We start from the raw sequence: 17,950 nt of genomic DNA, 5'->3' as shown, positions 1-17,950 counted from the left end.
CGAAGAAGGGGCCCGAACTGAGTTCGGGCCCCTTGCGTTCTATCCCTTAAGGGGCCGACTTCAATCGCCCCTGTTTTGTCGCGTGAGCCTCTGCTAGAACTTCGCGAAACGCTCCTGGCGTTGGGCGACCAGCTCCTCGGGCGTGAGGTCGGCAAGCTCTCCGTAGGCCTGGCGCACGTAGTCGCGCACGGCGGCAACGGCGTCCTCGGGGTTCTCATGGGCCGGACCCTCCCCCTCCGAGATCACCGCATCGATGATGCCGCAGTCGAGCACCGAAGCGGCATCCATCTTCATGGCATCGGCGGCCTCGGGGGCGCGGGTCCGGTCCTTCCACAGAATGGAAGCAAAGCCCTCCGGCGAGAGCACCGAGTACACGGCGTGCTCCTGCATGGCGACGCGATTGCCCACAGCCAGGGCCAAGGCGCCGCCAGAGCCGCCCTCGCCGAGCAGCACGCTCACCACGGGCACCGCAAGTCCCGCCATGGCCACCAAGTTGTCGGCAATGGCGTTGCCCTGGCCGCGCTCCTCGGCCTCGGTGCCGCAGAAGGCGCCCTGGGTGTCCACCAAACAGAGAATGGGACGCCCGAACTTCTCCGCCTCGCGCATGAGGCGCAGCGACTTGCGATAGCCCTCCGGCTGGGGACAGCCGAAATTGCGCGCCACGCGGTCGGCGAGATTTACGCCCTTTTCCTGGGCGACGATCGTCACCGGATGGCCCGATATCCAGCCGATGCCGGCCAGAATGGCCCCGTCGTCGGCGTACATGCGGTCGCCGTGCAGCTCGATGAAGCCCTCCACAATGCCTTCGATGTAGCGACGCGCCGTGGGGCGGTGCACGTTGCGGGCGATCTGCACCGATTCCCAGGCGCTACCGGCAGCGGCCTTAAGGCTCACGCCGGACTTGCGCGCCTCGCGACGGGCATGGCGCTCCAGCTCGCGGCGGACGGCATCCTCTCGCTCCTCGGCGCTCTCGGGCTTGGCGATGAGCTCGCCTACCACTGGCACCGCCTCGGCCCACGAGCGCAAAAGCCCCGCAGCCTCCTCATCGCGGATGCGCTCGCCCACGGCACGGGCCTCAGGCGCCACATCTACCGACCCGTAGGCGCCGGCGCCCACGGACAGGGCGTCCATGACGCTGTGGTAGGTGACGATGCGCCCCATGTCGTTGGCCGGAGCGTGAAGGGCCAGAATCTGGGCCAGCACCGCGCGCATCTGGGAGCGCTCGACGATGGCGTCGATGAGCCCGTGCTCCAAGGCGAATTCCGCCGTTTGGAAACCCTCGGGCAGCTCCTGCTTGATGGTGTCGCGGATGACGCGCTGGCCGGCAAACCCGATGAGCGCGCCGGGCTCGGCCAAAATGATGTCGCCCTGCATGGCAAACGACGCCGTCACGCCGCCGGTAGTAGGATCGGTGAGCACGGTGATGAAGGGCAGTCGCGCAGCGCCCAAGCGCTCCACGGCGCAGGACACCTTGGCCATCTGCATGAGCGAGATGAGCCCCTCCTGCATGCGGGCGCCGCCGGAGGCACAGAACACGACGACGGGCAAGCGCTCGTCGATGGCGCGGTCGATCATAGCCGCCACCTTCTCGCCCACCACATGGCCCATGGAGCCCATGAAGAAGCCGGACTCCATGATGCCGATGGCCAAGGGCAGCCCCGCGATGGTGGCCCGCCCGGTACGCACCGCCTCCTCAAGGCCGCTGCGCTCGCGCTGGTCGGCGATCTTTTCCGGATAGCCTGGGAAATCGAGCGGGTTTGAATCGGGCATCTGCGCGTTCCATTCCTCGAACGAGCCCGCATCCACCGTGGCGGCCAGTCGCTCGTCGGAGCGCAGGCGCTGCAGGGTGCCGCAGGCGGGGCAGTAGCCGCCCAGCTCGAAGATCTCCTCCTTGTCGAAGAAGAGCTTGCAGTGGTGGCAGCGGCGCCAATGGGTCGGCCCCTCGTCATCGTCGGCCACCACTGCCGGCGCGCTCTCCCAGGGCGCCTCGGAGGGCTCGGCGGCACTGAAGGCACCTTCGAAGCCCGTAGGCATAAGCTCCACCCAGCCGGTGCGCAGCGTTCCCTCGGTGGCCGGGGCGAACACGCGCAGGCCGCGCTTGGCGGCATGGCGCAAAAAGTAGGCATCTTCGGCCAAAGCCGCCTGGGTGCTGTCGAGGAAGATGAGCGCGGCGCCACAGGCCTTGGCCGCCGACAGCACCGTGTAAATGTTGCCGGAAAGCGTGTCGGCATCCACATCAGCGGTGGTGTTGCCGAGGTTGTAGGTGGGAAGCATGCGCCGTGCGAAGCCATCGAGCGAGCGGTTGTCCGTCGTGGCGAACACCACATCAAGGCCCGCCTGCTCCATGGGCACCACGAAGGCCCGGGCGTTCTTCGGCGTGGCAATCACCAGCGCCCGGGGCTTGGAGGCACCCGAGGCGCGATCTACGGCGAAGTCGTCGCCGATGGTGGAGCGGGTGTGCTCCGCCACGTCGGCCACTTTCTCCTCCGGGTCGCGATGGGCCGCCTGGGGCCGCGAGACCATAAGCGCCGCCGCCGTGTCCGGCAGGGTGCCCGCCGCCTCAACGATGGCATCCAGCGCGTAAGAGACCGCCGACTTCAGCGAGGCAGCCTCTTCGGGCGCCTCTTGTGCTGCCGAGGCGGGCGCCTGCTCGGAGACGAAGTTGCCCGCTGTATCGAAACTGATGTATTTGGAAGCCGCTTTGGCCATGGTTACTCCTTGGGGGCGAGCACGTATTTCTGAGTGGCCGTGGCGCAGGTCTCGCCATCGACGGAGGCCTCGACATCGGCCACGACAAGGCGGCGCGACGACTTCACGATGGTCGCCTTCAGCGTCACCGTCTCGCCCGGGGCCACCTGGCGGCGGAACTTCGCCTTATCGATGCCTGTGAGAAAGCCGATGCAGCCGCGCAGGTCGGGGTCTTGCAGCACGGCGATGGAAGCGCACTGGGCAAGCGCCTCCATGATGATGACGCCGGGCAGCACCGGATGGTTCGGGAAGTGCCCGCGGAAGAGATCCAAATCGGCAGGTACATCCAGCTCGCCTTCGATGGAGGCGCCCGGATCTATGGCCACGATGCGGCTCACCCACACGAACGGGTCGCGATGGGGCAGAATGGTCTCGATGGTCTCACGCCCCCAGGGCAGGGGCGGCATGGTGTCAGTCATAGTTAGTCCTTGTACGGGGAGAAGGCCAAAGCAGCGTTGTGGCCGCCGAAGCCCAGCGAAGTGGACAGGGCCACCTTCTGCGGATAGCCGGTCTTGGCCTCGGTGACCACGGATACGGGGCAGTCCTCGGCGGGCTCGGCGAAACCGGCCGTGGGGGGCACGGCATCGCGGGCGACGGACAGAGCGCACACAATGGCCTCGACGGCACCGGCGGCGCCGAGCATGTGGCCCGTAGTGCCTTTGATAGAGGTGACCGGCACCGTGGTGGCCGCTTCGCCCATGAGGTTCGCAAGCGCCTTGGATTCCGTAGCGTCGTTAGCCGGAGTGCCGGTGCCATGGGCGTTCAGATGTCCCAGGTCGGCCGGGGTGAAGCCGCCCTCGGCAAGGGCGGCGGCCATGGCAGCCGTAATGGCCTCCGCCGCGGGATCGGGAGCCGTCATGTGGTAGGCGTCGCCGGTGGAGCCGAAGCCGGTAATCTCGGCAATGGGCTCAGCGCCGCGAGCTAGGGCGCTTTCCAAAGACTCGATGACGAGCGCACCGGCGCCCTCGCCGGCCACAAAACCGCCGCGGCGGGCGTCGAAGGGCAGCGAGGCGGCCTTGGGGTCCTCGGAGCGGGTGAGCGCACCCAGGTTGGTGAAGCCGGCGATGCAGATGGGGCTCACGGATTCTTCCGTGCCGCCCACGAGCGCCGCGTCGATGTAGCCGTGACGGATGTCGCGCAGGGCCGTGCCGATGCAGTGGGCGCCGGTAGCACAAGCGGTCACCACGTTCAGGCACTCGCCGCGCATGCCGTAGCGAATGGCCAAGTTGCCCGCGGCGATGTTGCCGATCATCGTGGGGATGAACAGCGGATTCACGCGCTTGGGGCCCTTCTCTTCCAAGGTGGCGAAGCTCTTCTGCAGCTCGTCGATGCCGCCGATGCCCGTGCCGAACACCACCGCGATGCGGTCGCGGTTCTCGTCGGTCACGGTGAGGCCCGATTGCGCCAGCGCCTCGTCGGCGGCCACGATGGCGTACTGCACGAAGCGCTCGAAACGGCGGGCCTCCTTCTTGGAAAGGCCGTGCTCGGTGCCGTCGAAATCACGCACCTCAGCGGCCAAGTGCACCTCGTATTCCGAGGTGTCGAAGCGCTCGATGGGACCGATGCAGGTCTGGCCGGCCATGAGTGCCTCCCACAAAGGCGCAACGCCCACGCCCGCCGGGGTGACGGCGCCGACGCCGGTGATGACGACGCGATGGGTGCCGTCGGGGCGGCGGGTTTCTACCGTGCTGCTCATAAAGACATACCTCCGTCCACGCAGATTACCTGTCCGGTGATGTACGACGCCTCGTCCGAGGCCAGAAAGCGCACCAGATGCGCGATGTCAGCCGGCTCGCCCAAACGCCCGCAGCCGATGCGGCCAGTGATGGCCTCTTTCTGAGCATCGGAGAGCGCGCCGGTCATATCGGTGGCGATGAAGCCGGGAGCCACAGCGTTGGCCGTGATGTTGCGCTTTGCCAGTTCCTTGGCGAGCGTCTTGGTCATGCCGATGACGCCGGCCTTCGAGGCGGCATAGTTCACCTGGCCCGCATTGCCGTAGACGCCCACGACGCTGGACAGGTTGATGATGCGGCCCCAGCGCTGCTTCATCATCACCTTGACGGCGGCGCGGCAGCAGTGGAAGGTGCCCTTCAAGTTGATGTCGATGACGGCGTCGAAGTCCACATCGCTCATGCGAGCGGCCAGGCCGTCGCGGGTGATGCCGGCGTTGTTCACCAGCACGTCCACGCTGCCGAAGGCCTCGGTCGCGGCGGCGATGAGCGCGTTGGCCTCGTCTTCTGCGGCCACGTTGGCGGCCACGGCCACGGCCCCCACGCCGAATTCCTCGGCGATCTCGGCGGCCAGGGCCTCGGCGGCGGGAAGGCTGCGCTCGGAAGAGCTGTTCACCACCACGTTCATGCCGGCGGCCGCCAGCTCCCGGGCCACCGCGCGGCCGATGCCGCGGGTGGAGCCGGTCACCACGGCGCAGCGGCGATTCTCGGTATCAGTCACGTTCTATTCCTTTCCGAATTCCTCGACGAGGGCGTCGAAGGAGGAGCGGTCTTGCACGGCCGCGCGCGGGGCCGTGCGATCGATGCGCTTCACCAGGTTGGCCAGCACGCCGCCGAAGCCCACCTCGGCGAACATGCGCGCGCCGGCAGCCTGCAGCTTGGCCACGCTGGCCTCGAACTGCACGGGCGACACCAGGTGCGCCACCAGCTCGTCGCGGGCGCCGGCCGCCGTGAGCGGGGCGGCGTGCACGTTGCCGATGACGGGCACCGCCGACTCGCGGAACGCCACGCCGGCCAGATAGGCGGCAAAGGGTTCCTGAGCCGAAGCCATGAGCGGGCTGTGGAAGCCGCCCGACGTGGCCAGGCGCGAGAAGCGGCCCTTCTGCGCGGCCCAGGCCTCCTCGGCGCGGCCCACGGCCGCGGGCGTGCCGGCGATGACGATCTGGCCGCCGCCGTTCAGGTTCGCGGGCACGAGCACCTCGCCCTCGGCGGCCTCGGCGCACAGGGCCTCGGCCTCGGGCAGCGTGATCTTCAGAAGCGCGCTCATCGCGCCGGGGTTGGCGTCGGCCGCTTCCCCCATAAGGCGACTGCGCTCGGCGATGAGCGCGAAGGCCGCCTCTTCGGTGAGCATGTCGCCGAGCACCATGGCCGAGATTTGGCCGAGCGAGAAGCCGAGCAGCGCATCGGGCACCACGCCGCGGGCCATGAGCGCCCAGCCGGTGCCGATGGACAGCGCCGCGATGGCGATCTGCGCGTTGCGGGTGTCGGCGAGCTCCTCGGGCGAGGCGTCGCGCACCAGCGCGGCCACATCGCGGCCGAGCACCTCCGAGGCGCACGCGAAGGTGCGGGCCACCTCGGGAATGTCCAGCAGGTCGGCACCCATGCCGGGCTTCTGCGAGCCTTGGCCCGAGGCCATGAACACCAACCCGCTCGCCCCAAGCGGCTCAAGGGGAGTCTCATCGATATTGCTCATGCAAGCTTCTCTCTCTTCCTCTTCTCGTGCTTAGTCTTCGCAGGCAAGGGCAAAGAGAAGTCCGCCCCGCCTGATTCGCTTGTCTACAGACGGCCGCGACGGGCGTTCAGGGCGGCCAGGTCGTCCATGGACTGGCCGGCAAGCGCCTCGGCCTCGCGCACCATCTCGGTGATGACGCCGGCGGCGCATCCGCGCTCGTTCACGAGCGCGGCCACCTGGCCGGCCATGACCGAGCCGTTTTCCACATCGCCCGCCACGGCGCGGGCCAGCGAGCCGGCGTACATGCCCTCGAGCTCCTCGCCCGATTGGGCGGCAAGCTCCATCTTGCGGCATTCGCGGGCGAACTTGTTCTTCAGCCCGCGCACGGGATGCCCGGTGCCGCGCCCGGTAACGATAGTGTCGGAATCCTTCGCGGAAAGCACCTTCTCCTTCCACGCTTCGTGCACGCCGCATTCCTCCACGGTGAGGAAGCGCGTGCCGCACTGCACGCCCTCGGCGCCCAGAGCGAAGGCGGCCAACATGCCGCGGCCGTCCACGATGCCGCCGGCGCCGATGACGGGGATGGACACCTTCTCGCAGACCGCGGGAATGAGCGCCATGGTCGTCAGCTCGCCGATGTGCCCGCCGGCTTCCGTGCCCTCGGCCACCACCGCATCGGCGCCGAGGCGCTCCATGCGGGCGGCAAGGGCCGAAGAGGCCACCACCGGCACCACTTTCACGCCGGCCTCCTTCCACATGCCCATGAAGTTCGCCGGGCTGCCGGCACCGGTCGTAACCACCTCCACGCCCAGCTCGCAGACAAGCTCGGCCACCTCGGCGGCACGCGGGTCCATGAGCATGACGTTCATGCCGATGGGCTTGCTCGTAAGGGAGCGAGCGCGGGCCACCTCGGCGCGAATCCACTCCGGCGAAGCGCCTCCGCACGCGATGATGCCCAAGCCGCCAGCCTCGCTGACCGCGCCGGCCAGCCCTCCGTCGGCAATGCGGGCCATGGCCCCCTGCACGACGGGATACTCGATGCCCAAAAGCTCTGTGATGCGGGTCTTCATAGGTGCGGCTCGTCCTCTCTCTCGCTGCGGCGGCGGGCGCCTTGAGATAAACTATCTGAGAAATCTTAAGGAATTCGCCCCAAAAACTGACTGTGCGTCTAAAATCTTCACCAAACATCTCATCGTTAAGTGCGAAACTCAGCGATGCAGAACGAATCATAGCGCAGGTTGAGGCGCTACTCGGGGAAAGGAACGGCATTGGGCAGCGTAATCATCGGATCGGGCAGGTCGCTGCCCGCACACGTCGTCACCAACGACGACCTGGCGCAGATCGTCGACACCACCGATGAGTGGATCGTCCCCCGCACGGGCATCCACACCCGCCACGTTGCCCTCGAGGAAACCTGCACCGATTTAGGTGCTCAGGCGGCCCTGCGCGCGCTTGGCGCCGAGGCGGGCGGCTGGCAGCGCGAGGAGGGCGCCATCGACCCGGCCACGCTGGATATGATTATCTGCCCGACGCTGACCGCCGATACGCACTTCCCCTCCGAGGCGGCCCGCATCCGCGAGCGCATCGGCGCGGTGAACGCCGTGTGCTACGATGTGTCCTGCGCCTGCTCCGGCTGCGTGTACGGGCTTTCCACCGCCGACCTCATCATGGCCGGCGCCGCCTACGACCGCGAATGCGCCAAGCGCGACGGTCGCCCCGCCACGCGCAACAACGTGCGCCGCGTGCTCGTGGTGGCTGCCGAGCGCCTCAGCAAGCTCGTGGACTGGACCGACCGCGCTACCTGCATCCTGTTCGGCGACGGCGCCGGAGCCGTGGTGCTGGAATGGCGCGACGAGGGCGATGCGGGCATCCTGTCTTCCTATATGGAAAACACCGACGACACGGACCGCTCCCTGTGGTGCGACAGCGCCTTCGCCGCCCGCGAGGTTCCCTTCGAGAGCAAGGCGGGTCTGTGCGAGGACGACGCGAACTGCGACCCCTACATGCGCATGGCCGGCCAGGCGGTGTTCAAGTTCGCCACCTCCGCCATGATGCGCTGCACCGACGAGGCACTCGCCCGGGCCGGCATGACCACCGATGAGGTGACCCTGTTCACGCCGCACCAGGCCAACGAGCGCATCATCCGTTACGCTGCCAAGAAGATGGACCTGCCCATGGAGCGCTTCCAGGTCATCATCGACCATGTGGGCAACGTCAGCGGCGCCAGCGCCCTCATCGCCCTGAACGAGGCCCTCTGCGACGGCAAGCTCAAAGCCGGCGACATCGCCTGCATGACCGCCTTCGGAGGCGGCCTCACCGCCGGCTCCTGCGTGATTCGTATCTAGAAGACGCCGCTTCGACCCTTAGGCCGTCGTGCCCGCGGCAATACGGTCGGCGGCCTCCTGAAGCTTCGCGTCGATGCGGGCCTTTTCGTCGCCTTCGGCCAACATCGGCTGGTAGGTGTTGCGATCGGTCTCGGTGGATACCGAGCAGGCGATGAAGTTCACCTTGTCGTCTTTGGCCACCGCATCGCCGGTCACGGTGAAGGTCTGCTGGAAGATGAGGCAGTCCTTGTCGTCGGGGTTCGTGTTGCCCCCGAAGCAGAAGTTGCCCAGGCTGTAGACGATGTAGCGCCCCTGGTAGAGCTCCCAGCCCTGGATGACGTGGGGATGCGAGCCCACCACCAGATCGGCGCCGGCATCGATGGCGGCACGGCCCGCTAGCTGCTGGCCCTCGGTGATGTCGTACTCGTGCTCCTGGCCCCAGTGCACGTACACCACCACGATCTGCGCCCCCTCGGCGCGGGCCGCGGCGATGTTGTCGGTCATCTCCCTGGTGTTCTCTTCGCTGTCCTCGGGGAAATACGAGCCGACGAGCGCCACCTTCACGCCCTTCACATCCATATAGGCGATGCGGTCGTAGCCGAAGCTTTCCACCCCTTCCGCATCCAGGGCGGCGATGGTGTCGTCGTAGCCGTCCTGGCCGTAGTCCTGGGAGTGATTGTTGGCAAGCGTGGCCGCCTCCACCGAGCCTGCGGACAAAATCTTGGCGTACTCGGGCTTGCCGCGGAAGGCGAAGGACTTGTCGGCCCGCTCGCCGCGCTCCGTAAGGGCTCCCTCCATATTCACCACCGTCAGGTCGTCGGCACCGAACACCTCGGCCACATTGCGCAAGAAGTAGGCGGCGTCGGCCTCCTCGGCTTGCCAGCGGCTGTTGAAGGAGCGCTCGTTCTCGTAGTTCTTATCGGTGCCGAGCGTGCAATCGCCGGCGAAGGTCATGGTGAGCGTCACCGGCTCGGGGGCCGCCTCGCCCTCGGGCTCGGCCGCCCCATCGGCCGGCTTCGCCTCCGCTTCCGGCGCGGCGGCCGGCTGCGTGGCAGCGGGCTCGGGCGTCCGCTCGACAGGCGCGCCGCCCTCCGATGCGCCGGCGCGACCGGCGAGCAGAAGGCCGATGGCCGCAAGCTCGATGACGATGACAAGAACGAGGAACACCTTGAGCGGCGTCGGACAAGTGGGTTTCGCGTACATATTCGGCCTTTTCTAAGACACTAGCAGGTAGATGATCACGGCAAGCAAGACGACGATGACGGGAAGGGCCACCTTGAGGAACAGGGGCATGCCTGCGGCCCCCTGGGTGCCGCCGTAGTTCGAGCGCCCGCTCATAACGCCGGCGAACCCGACGTCCGAGGCGTTGGAGCCGCGAGGGCGGCGCGGCGCGATGGGAGCGACCGGCGCGCCGTCGGCCGGCGTGACGAAGCCCTGGCCCGCCCGCGAGTGCCAGGTGCGACTGTCCATGGTGTCAATCATGGGATCGTGGCGGTCGCGGTCGTCGCGCGAGTAGGACGAGATCTGATGGCTCTCGTTGAAGGTGCGCGAGTCAATGCTGCCGCGCCCGTCGATGACCTCGCGGTTAAGGGCCCGGCCCCGGCGCGTCTCGGACAACGCGTCGCGGGAAGCGCGGGCGCGCTCGTAGCTTTCCATGGAAGAGCGCGTCAAGTCGTAGCTTTCCTGGGAGGAGAGCGGGGGCACCACGCGCGTGCGGCGCTGGGAAGCGCGCTGGGAGGGCGCGGCACCTTGGCTGCGCTGGGCGGCCCGACGGGCCTCTTGCTCGCGCTGCTGGGCGGCCAAAGCCTCCTGGCGGGCAGCGCGGTCGGCGTCGCGCTGGGCCGCGCTGGCGGCATAGGAGCGGGCGGCCTGCTGGGAGCGCAGGCGCGCATCGCGGGCGCGCATCTCATCTTGGGAGGCGTAGGATTGCAGGATGCTTTCCCGCGAGGGGCGGGTCGTTATCTGGCCGCGCGAGCCTTGGGGGGCGCGGCCAGCGGGCGCCTCGGGGCGCTCGGCGCCACGGCCGAAGGCGGCCTCTCGGGGGTCTTCGTTCATTCCCATGGATGATCAACCTCGTGTTCGTTCGGTCGTGCGTTTCACGTGTTCGTTTGGTGGCGGCGTCTTCAGTCGCAGGCGGCTTGGGACGCGGTTGTGTCCATCGAAATACAAGTGGGCTTATTATAGGCAAAAACTCCCCCGTTCACCTCCCCTCTTCGCGAAAAGCCCGCAGACTTTGACAATTGGCTCTCCCACAGGTTCCGCGCAGCGCCGCACAGCCGTTGCGACGCAGGTTCTCGACCTTCCCGTCGCCGGGTTTCGCGAGTATCCTCTCACAATTCCTGCGCAATTCGCCGCGTGCTTACTTGCACCGTGTCAACAATGGCGACGGAACGGAAACGGCCGCGTTTCAGGGCGGTTTCTTTCTTCCCGAAACGTTAACCAGAGCATACGGCAATCAAACAAAGACCAGTTCAGGCCCTATTTCTTACCTTAACGCTCTATGATAGACACGGTCGGGGTCCCCTTTGGGCTCTGGCTGCACGAGAGGGTTCGCATGCACCGAGAAGAAGCCCGTCCGCGACGACCGCCCCACCCGGCGTCGAGAGGCCTCGTGAAAGGAAGAAGACCATGAAGGCACCGAAAGTTTTCGCCACGGTCGTCGCCAGCGTCGCCGCTTTGGCCCTGGCCGGAGGACTCGCCTACGCTATCGAGCCGGCCCAAGATCCCCGGACGCTCCCCATGCCCGTCAAGGCCCAAGACACCTCCATCGCCAAGCAGGTGGCGTCCATCATCGTCTACGAGGACCAGGAAGAGGCGGTGGCCATGGCCACGGAATTCGATGAGATTCACAACGAGCTGGCCTTGGACGCGGTATCCAGCCGCGCAACGCTTGCCGCCCAGCACAGCGCGAGCCGCGAGAAGGCCGCATCCGCCGAAAGCGAGAGCGCCGCATCGCGGGACGCCGAGAGCGCTGAGACGCTGAGCGCCGAGGTTGTCGTGACCAAGCCGCTTGAGGTCATCTCCCCCGAAGGCGACGAGATGACGCCCGACACCATCAACGTAAACGGCGATGTCATGACCTACATCCCCTCCTACGAGACCGCCTCGGCCCCCGCCTCCGGCGCGGGTCTGTGGATGGGCTCCGATAGCACCGTCGATGGCAGCTGGGGCTATTTCATCGGCCACAACCCCGGGGACTTCACCTGCGTCATGACGCTGAAGAGCGGAGACCCGGTCACGGTGTGCGATTCCGACGGCCAAACTCGCACCTACCACGTCGTCGACGGCTTCACCGTCCCCGACGATACCTACTGGGAGGATATCCAATCTCGTGTGACCAACTACGGCGAGTCCATCATCTTGCAGACCTGCTGCGGAGACAACGCCCACTACCGTGTGGTCATCGCCGACTAGCGGCAGACCCGTTTCCCCTCCCCCCCTCTTTCGAGCCGCCCGGTCTTCGCGATCGGGCGGCTCTTTTGGGAAAGATGCGCTACCCTAAGCAGAAGCCCAGGAAACCTCCGAAGAAAGGAACCCCATGGCACGGCTTGGCGTCATCGACCTCGGATCGAACTCCGTGCGCTTGGTCGTCTACGAGCCCAAACCCGCCGATGAGACCAAGCCCTTCCGCACGCTGATTGACGAGAAGAAGATGGCGGGGCTGGCGGCTTACGTAAGCAACGGCGTGTTTACCGAGGCCGGCATCAAGCGCGCCGAGTCGGCGCTGGGCGACCTGTTGCGTCTGGCCGACAATCTCGGCTGCTCGCGCACCGACATCTTCGCTACGGCCGTGCTGCGCAACTGCGCGAACTCGGACGCGGCCGCCTCGGCCATCGAGGAGGCCATCGATCACCCCCTCTCGGTGCTGCCCGCCCGCGACGAGGCCCACCTCGGCTTTGTGGGCGCCTCTGTCGGCAACTCGCTTACCTCCGGCACGCTGGTGGATATCGGCGGTGGCTCCACGGAGCTCACGGCCTTGGGTCCCGATGGCGACCATGCGGGCGCCTCGATACCCTTCGGCTGCGTGCTCGCCTACGCGAACTATGTGCGCACCGTGCTGCCCACGCCAGCTGAGTGCCGCATCATGGGGGATGCATTTCGCCGGAAAGTTGAGACGCTGCCGAACAAGGACGGCTACCGCAGCGAGCGTCTGCACGGCATCGGCGGCTCGGTGCGCGCCGTGGCCAAGATGCTCGCGGCCATTTCCGCCGACGGCGTGCGACCAAGCGTTATCGCCCGCGGCGATTTGGAGGGGCTGTTCGACCTTCTGCAGGGAGATGCGCCCACTTTCGCCCATCGCGCCGTGAAGGCCGCCCCCGAGCGCATCCACAGCCTCGTGCCCGGCATGGTCATCCTGCGCACGCTTATGGAAGAGCTTCAGGCCGCCGAGGTCGTCCCCTGCAAGTACGGCATCCGCGAAGGCTACCTCATCACCCACATGCTATAGAAGCTCAGCTGCAAGGCGACGGGCCTTCTCCATTACCTCGCGCTCCAAATCGGCGATGGCGGGAGGCGTCCAGCTGACAGCATCAGCGCCGGCAGCGATGGTAGCGCGGATGGCATCGTCGGTGGCGCCGCCCGTGGCAATAAGCGGCAGTTCGGGATACTTCCCGCGCAGAGCCGCCACCACCTCCGGCGTGCGCGGACCCGCCGCCACGTTCACGATGGAGGCCCCTGCCTCAATCTGGCGGCGCACCACATCGTCGGCAGCGCAGGCGGTCACGCACACGGGCACGCCCACCCGTTCCACCAACGCCTCGATGGAATCGGCGGGAATGGACGTGTTCACCACCACGGCTGCCACGCCGGACATCTCGGAGTGCAGCGCCGCCTCCACGCAGCGCTCGCCCTGGGTGATGGAGCCGCCCACCCCATTGAACACCGGACGCTGAGAGGCGGCCACAAGCGCCTGGGTGATGGCGGGCTGGCAGGTAAAGGGGTACACCGCGAGCACGGCGTCGGCATCGCAGTGGCAGATGACGGCGAGATCGGTCGAGAACACGAGCGAGCGAATCTTGCGCCCCTGAATGGCAATGCCGGGTGCGGCGCGCATCACCTCGGGCACCGCGAGCACGCTTTCACGGGCCTGGGCCCTCTCCCCATGATCGGAGCTGATGACTTTAGTCACGAAGACTCTCCTCGCTACGTCAATTTCACCTGTCGCCTAGTGCGTTAGGCCATTCTACCGTCTCGAGCGCTATGCTGGGGCCACTTTTCGAAAACCTGCGGAAGGGAGAAGCCCCATGAACGTCGTTTGCCTCGATCTGGAAGGCGTGCTGGTCCCCGAGATTTGGATTGCCTTTGCCGAGGAGTCGGGCATCCCCGAGCTGAAGCTCACCACGCGCGACGAGCCCGATTACGACAAGCTCATGAACTATCGCCTGAACATCCTGCGCGAGCGCGGCTTGGGCCTTCCCGATGTGCAGGCCGTCATCGCGAAGATCGACCCCATGGAGGGCGCCCGCGCGTTTTTGGATGAGCTGCGCGCCACCGCCCAGGTCATCATCATCTCCGACACCTTCGAGCAGTTCGCCCGCCCCCTCATGGAAAAGCTCGGCTGGCCGACGCTGTTTTGCAACGAGCTGGTGGTGGCTGGCGACGGGACCATCACCGACTTCAAGATGCGCTGCCCCGAAAGCAAGCTCACCACGGTGCGCGCGCTGCATTCCTGCGGCATTCAGACCATCGCCGCCGGCGATTCCCACAACGATTTGGGCATGATTCTCGATTCCAAAGCAGGCTTTTTGTTCCGCTCCACCGACGCCATCAAGGCCGAGCATCCGGAACTGCCCGCCCTGGAAACCTACGACGAGCTGCTCGCCGCCATCAAGGCCGCGCTATAACGCGAGTGCATGCCGAAAGAGGCACGCTGCCGATGTGCAGGTTCGCTGCAAAATGCGGTTGGCAGAGACGCCCTGCCGATGCGCAAATTCGCTGCCAAATGCATTATTTCTTCGATAGTGGTGCATCTCGCTTCAGATCGAGAAGATGATTCTGTCTAAATATATCGGTTATCGTTATATTTAGATTGGTCTTACCCCAATCAGACATAGTTCGACCTGTCAGATGCACCACTATCGAAACTTTTCTGCAATTCCCACGCATGTTACCGCTGCGCCTATAATATGGGCATGGAAGAAGCGCTGCTGGAAATAATCGCTGCCTTGGATGAGGGTGAGACCGTTGATGCCGTGTGGCTCGACAAGCTCGTGCGGCGCTACAACCGCGCTGCTCACGACGGCACGCGCCAGGTGGCGAAGCGGCGGCTGCTCCCCTATTATCTGCGCGTGCGCTCTGAGGAGCCTGAGCGCTGGGCGGCCTGGAACGTGGCGCCAGAGACCGACGCGGCCATCGTGCGTCTTTTGCAGGCCAAGCCCCGGCGCACCGCCTCGGGCGTGGCCACCATTACCGTGCTCACCAAACCCTGGCCCTGCTCGGGCAGCTGCGTGTTCTGCCCGAGCGACATCCGCATGCCGAAAAGCTACCTGTCCGACGAGCCCGCCTGCCAGCGCGCCGAACGTTGCTGGTTCGACCCCTATCTGCAGGTGACCGCACGCCTGCGGGCGCTTACGGACATGGGACATGTTACCGACAAGGTTGAGCTCATCGTGCTCGGCGGCACGTGGAGCGATTACCCGGAAGCCTACCAGCGCTGGTTCATCGGCGAGCTGTTTCGCGCGCTGAATGCAAGCGACGAGGAGCGCGCCCGTACGGCCGCAGAGCGCCGCGCGTGGCACGAAACGCAAGGCCTTCCCCGCGAACGAAACGAGCTGGCCGAAGCCGCGGCTGACATCCAGCAGCGCATCAACGCGGGCGAGCTGACGTACAACGAGGCCTGGGGGATTGTTTATGGCGACAGGACCCTATGCGGACACGATTCCGCGGCATTATCGCATCCCGAAATTTTAACGGAGGACCGGAGGGCAGACCGAGGTCTGCCCCTACGGAACGATGGCGAGAGGGATCTCTCCTGGGACGCCCTCTTCGCACTGCACCGCGCCAACGAGGGAGCGGCCAAGCGTGTGGTGGGACTCGTGGTGGAGACCCGGCCCGACCTCGTTACCGAGCAAAGCTGCCGCACCCTGCGTGCGCTTGGCTGCACCAAGGTGCAGATCGGCATCCAGAGCTTGAACGACGACCTGCTTGCCGCCAACGGGCGCGCCATCACCTCCGCACGCATCGCGCAGGCCATGGCGCTTCTGCGCCGCTACGGGTTCAAGAACCACATCCACTTCATGGTGAACCTGCTCGGCGCCACGCCGGAAGGCGACCTCGCCGACTATCGCCGCCTTATCACCGACCCGGCCTTTTTGCCCGACGAGGTGAAGCTCTACCCCTGCTGCCTCGTGGAAAGCGCCCACCTCACCGACTGCTTCGAAGCCGGCCGCTGGCGCCCCTACACCGAAGAGGAGCTCGTGGGCGTCCTCGTCGCCGACGTGCTCGCCACCCCGCCCTGGACCCGCATTTCCCGCATGATCCGCGACATCTCGGCCACCGACATCCTCGCCGGCAACAAGAAGACCAACCTCCGCCAGATCGTGGAGGCCGCCGTGGAAGAAGCCGGTGAACCTATTCGGGAAATTCGCTCCCGCGAGATTTCCGTCGAAGGCGCCGAGGTGGAAAATCTCGCCCTGGAGACCATCGTCTACCAAACGGCTACCACCGAGGAGCACTTCCTGCAGTGGGTCACCCCCGCAGGCAAGATCGCCGGCTTCTGCCGCCTGTCGCTGCCCGATTGGGCCGCCGTGGAGCAATGTCCCGATGCCCCCGAAGCACCGCATTTGCCAGAGGATGCATGCGGCCTTCCCGTACCCGGCGAGGCGATGATCCGCGAAGTGCACGTCTACGGGAAGGTGGCCGCGCTGCACACAACCGGCGAGGGAACCCAGCATCTGGGACTGGGCCGCAAGCTCGTGGAGGAGGCCTGCACTCAGGCGCGCGCAGCGGGCTATGCCGCCCTCAACGTCATCAGCGCTGTGGGCACCCGCGCCTACTACCGCAGCCTGGGCTTCGAAGACGCCGGCCCCTACCAAAAGCGGCCGCTGTCATGAGCAGAGCCGCCAACGAAAGTACCGCTGCCGCGCGCGTAGGGCGACCGCATGACGCGGCGCATCCAAACGCCTACCCCGCCGCCGTCGTCCGCCAGCTCAGCGCGCTCACCACGGAGTTCTACGCCCGCGAGGCTGCCTCGTTTTCCGTCACCCGGCAAGCACCCTGGCACGGCTGGGAAAAGGCCTGGGAGGTCATCTCCGAACAGCGCCCCTCACTGGCCGCCGAACCCCTCGCCGTGCTCGACGTCGGCTGCGGCAACCTCCGCTTCGAGCGCTTCCTCGCCACGCATACCCGGGGGCCTGTCGCCGTGTGCGCCCTGGACAACTGCACCGCCTTGGCGGAAGACGGCACCGCCCCGCTTTCCGAGCGCTTCACCCTGGAATTCCAAGAGACCGACTTGGTAGAGCACCTGCTCAACAACCACGGCACCCCGCTCGCCAACCCTGGCACCTGCGATATCGCGGTGGCTTTCGGGCTCATGCACCACGTGCCCACCTTCGCCCTGCGCACCCGCATCCTCCAGGAACTTATAAGCGCCCTGCGCCCTGGCGGGTTCGCCCTCGTGTCGTTTTGGCAGTTCCTGAACGACCCTCGCCTCGCCGCCAAAGCCGAAGCCGTCACCGCCGCAGGCCGCGCCGAGCACAACTTGCCCCTCTTCCAGGAAAACGACTTCCTTCTCGGCTGGCAGGAGGCCGAGCGCGTCTACCGCTTCTGCCACCACACGCCCGACGCCGAGATAGACGCCCTTCTCGCAAACGTCCAACAAGCATTGGCCCAAGCCCACTCTTCCAGCCCCACCTTCCGCGAACTCGCCCGCTTCTCCGCCGACGGCAAGCCGGGCAACCTCAACCGCTACGTGATTCTGCAGCGCCACTAGGGCGCAGACCACAGGCGCGGCACCGAATAACCCACGCTTATCACGCAGCAGGCACCTTGGGAATTATGCGAAGCCAATTACGCAGCGGCAGCGCTTCTGCTAAAGTGCGCCCCATGGCCAAAACACCCGACACCCCCGCCGTCGCCCGCCGCCGCGAGCGCGAGAAGCGCACCATTTCGAACATGGTGGCAATCTATTGTGCCGGAAACCACGACGCCGCAACGCGCACCGAAACGAGTTTCGCCGGCGAGGAGCTCTGCCCCGCCTGCAAGGCCATCGACGACTACTGCGTCCTGCGCACCGAGCGCTGCCGCTCCATGGATCGCAAGACCAATTGCGAGGAGTGCGGCAACCATTGCTACGCCCCAGCCGAGCGCGAGCAGATCCGCGCCGTCATGCGCTACGCCGGCCCCCGCATGATTGCCCACCACCCCATAGCCGCCTTCCGGCACCTGCTGAAGAAGTAGATCTCCCGACTCGCCCATAAACCCTCAGTGCCTGCTTCAGCGTGCTATCATGGACACCTACCGAGGGGGGTGAACGCCTG

The 17,950-nt window shown here is 66.4% G+C and carries 16 protein-coding genes; 7 read left to right on the top strand and 9 right to left on the bottom strand.

Annotated elements, in window-relative coordinates:
• Positions 1-93: 93 nt before the first annotated feature.
• The 6 genes from VJ923_RS06625 to VJ923_RS06600 all read right to left on the bottom strand — a co-directional run bounded on the left by VJ923_RS06625 (position 94) and on the right by VJ923_RS06600 (position 7,220).
• Positions 94-2,709, bottom strand: a complete 2,616-nt coding sequence (locus VJ923_RS06625) for an acetyl-CoA carboxylase carboxyltransferase subunit alpha (protein ID WP_326439807.1) — start codon at positions 2,707-2,709, stop codon at positions 94-96.
• Between the two features lie 2 nt (positions 2,710-2,711).
• Positions 2,712-3,167, bottom strand: coding sequence for a 3-hydroxyacyl-ACP dehydratase FabZ (fabZ, locus tag VJ923_RS06620; protein ID WP_326439805.1), 456 nt, complete (start codon positions 3,165-3,167; stop codon positions 2,712-2,714).
• Positions 3,168-3,169: 2 nt separating this feature from the next.
• Entirely contained in the window at positions 3,170-4,444 is a 1,275-nt protein-coding gene (gene fabF / locus VJ923_RS06615; RefSeq protein WP_326439803.1) for a beta-ketoacyl-ACP synthase II, read from the bottom strand.
• Complete coding sequence (gene fabG, locus VJ923_RS06610) at positions 4,441-5,199, bottom strand: 3-oxoacyl-[acyl-carrier-protein] reductase (protein WP_326439802.1); 759 nt, start codon at positions 5,197-5,199, stop codon at positions 4,441-4,443. The genes fabF and fabG overlap by 4 nt, the downstream gene beginning before the upstream one ends.
• 3 nt (positions 5,200-5,202) lie before the next feature.
• Positions 5,203-6,171, bottom strand: a complete 969-nt coding sequence (locus tag VJ923_RS06605; RefSeq protein ID WP_326439800.1) for an ACP S-malonyltransferase — start codon at positions 6,169-6,171, stop codon at positions 5,203-5,205.
• A gap of 83 nt (positions 6,172-6,254) precedes the next feature.
• Positions 6,255-7,220, bottom strand: coding sequence for a nitronate monooxygenase (locus VJ923_RS06600; protein WP_326439798.1), 966 nt, complete (start codon positions 7,218-7,220; stop codon positions 6,255-6,257).
• Between the two features lie 198 nt (positions 7,221-7,418).
• On the opposite strand from VJ923_RS06600, the gene VJ923_RS06595 reads away from it, so the two are divergent.
• On the top strand, positions 7,419-8,495 hold the full coding sequence (locus VJ923_RS06595) for a 3-oxoacyl-ACP synthase III family protein (RefSeq protein ID WP_326439796.1): 1,077 nt from the start codon (positions 7,419-7,421) through the stop codon (positions 8,493-8,495).
• Between the two features lie 18 nt (positions 8,496-8,513).
• Here the strand turns inward: VJ923_RS06595 and VJ923_RS06590 are convergent, their stop codons facing one another.
• Both VJ923_RS06590 and VJ923_RS06585 read right to left on the bottom strand, forming a co-directional pair.
• Positions 8,514-9,677 (bottom strand): CapA family protein, encoded by a 1,164-nt coding sequence (locus tag VJ923_RS06590; RefSeq protein WP_326439794.1) that lies wholly within the window; start codon positions 9,675-9,677, stop codon positions 8,514-8,516.
• Between the two features lie 12 nt (positions 9,678-9,689).
• Positions 9,690-10,535: a hypothetical protein gene (locus tag VJ923_RS06585; protein ID WP_326439792.1), complete on the bottom strand. Its 846-nt coding sequence runs from the start codon at positions 10,533-10,535 to the stop codon at positions 9,690-9,692.
• A 567-nt stretch (positions 10,536-11,102) separates the two neighbouring features.
• Here VJ923_RS06585 and VJ923_RS06580 point away from each other — a divergent pair.
• Both VJ923_RS06580 and VJ923_RS06575 read left to right on the top strand, forming a co-directional pair.
• A complete protein-coding gene (locus VJ923_RS06580) occupies positions 11,103-11,888 on the top strand; it encodes a sortase domain-containing protein (RefSeq protein ID WP_326439790.1) in 786 nt (261 codons plus the stop codon).
• Between the two features lie 124 nt (positions 11,889-12,012).
• Entirely contained in the window at positions 12,013-12,921 is a 909-nt protein-coding gene (locus VJ923_RS06575; protein ID WP_326439788.1) for a Ppx/GppA phosphatase family protein, read from the top strand.
• Here the strand turns inward: VJ923_RS06575 and VJ923_RS06570 are convergent.
• Positions 12,916-13,602 (bottom strand): dioxygenase, encoded by a 687-nt coding sequence (locus VJ923_RS06570; protein WP_326439786.1) that lies wholly within the window; start codon positions 13,600-13,602, stop codon positions 12,916-12,918. The two genes, VJ923_RS06575 and VJ923_RS06570, sit on opposite strands and share 6 nt — an antisense overlap.
• Before the next feature lie 115 nt (positions 13,603-13,717).
• Between VJ923_RS06570 and thrH the strand changes: the two genes are divergently transcribed.
• From thrH to VJ923_RS06550, 4 genes are all read left to right on the top strand, one after another.
• A complete protein-coding gene (gene thrH, locus VJ923_RS06565) occupies positions 13,718-14,317 on the top strand; it encodes a bifunctional phosphoserine phosphatase/homoserine phosphotransferase ThrH (RefSeq protein ID WP_326439784.1) in 600 nt (199 codons plus the stop codon).
• A 288-nt stretch (positions 14,318-14,605) separates the two neighbouring features.
• Positions 14,606-16,525 carry an elongator complex protein 3 gene (locus VJ923_RS06560; protein ID WP_326439782.1) on the top strand — a complete coding sequence of 640 codons (1,920 nt, stop codon included), beginning with the start codon at positions 14,606-14,608 and terminating at the stop codon, positions 16,523-16,525.
• Complete coding sequence (locus VJ923_RS06555; protein WP_326439780.1) at positions 16,522-17,403, top strand: class I SAM-dependent methyltransferase; 882 nt, start codon at positions 16,522-16,524, stop codon at positions 17,401-17,403. Before VJ923_RS06560 ends, VJ923_RS06555 begins: the two co-directional genes overlap by 4 nt.
• A 113-nt stretch (positions 17,404-17,516) precedes the next feature.
• Entirely contained in the window at positions 17,517-17,870 is a 354-nt protein-coding gene (locus VJ923_RS06550; RefSeq protein ID WP_326439778.1) for a nitrous oxide-stimulated promoter family protein, read from the top strand.
• Positions 17,871-17,950: the final 80 nt, after the last annotated feature.

It is taken from the genome of Adlercreutzia shanghongiae, from assembly GCF_035830635.1.
Classification (GTDB): domain Bacteria; phylum Actinomycetota; class Coriobacteriia; order Coriobacteriales; family Eggerthellaceae; genus Adlercreutzia; species Adlercreutzia shanghongiae.
The sequence above is the reverse complement of the archived record's forward strand: the minus strand, read 5'-3'. Positions and strand labels throughout refer to the sequence as shown.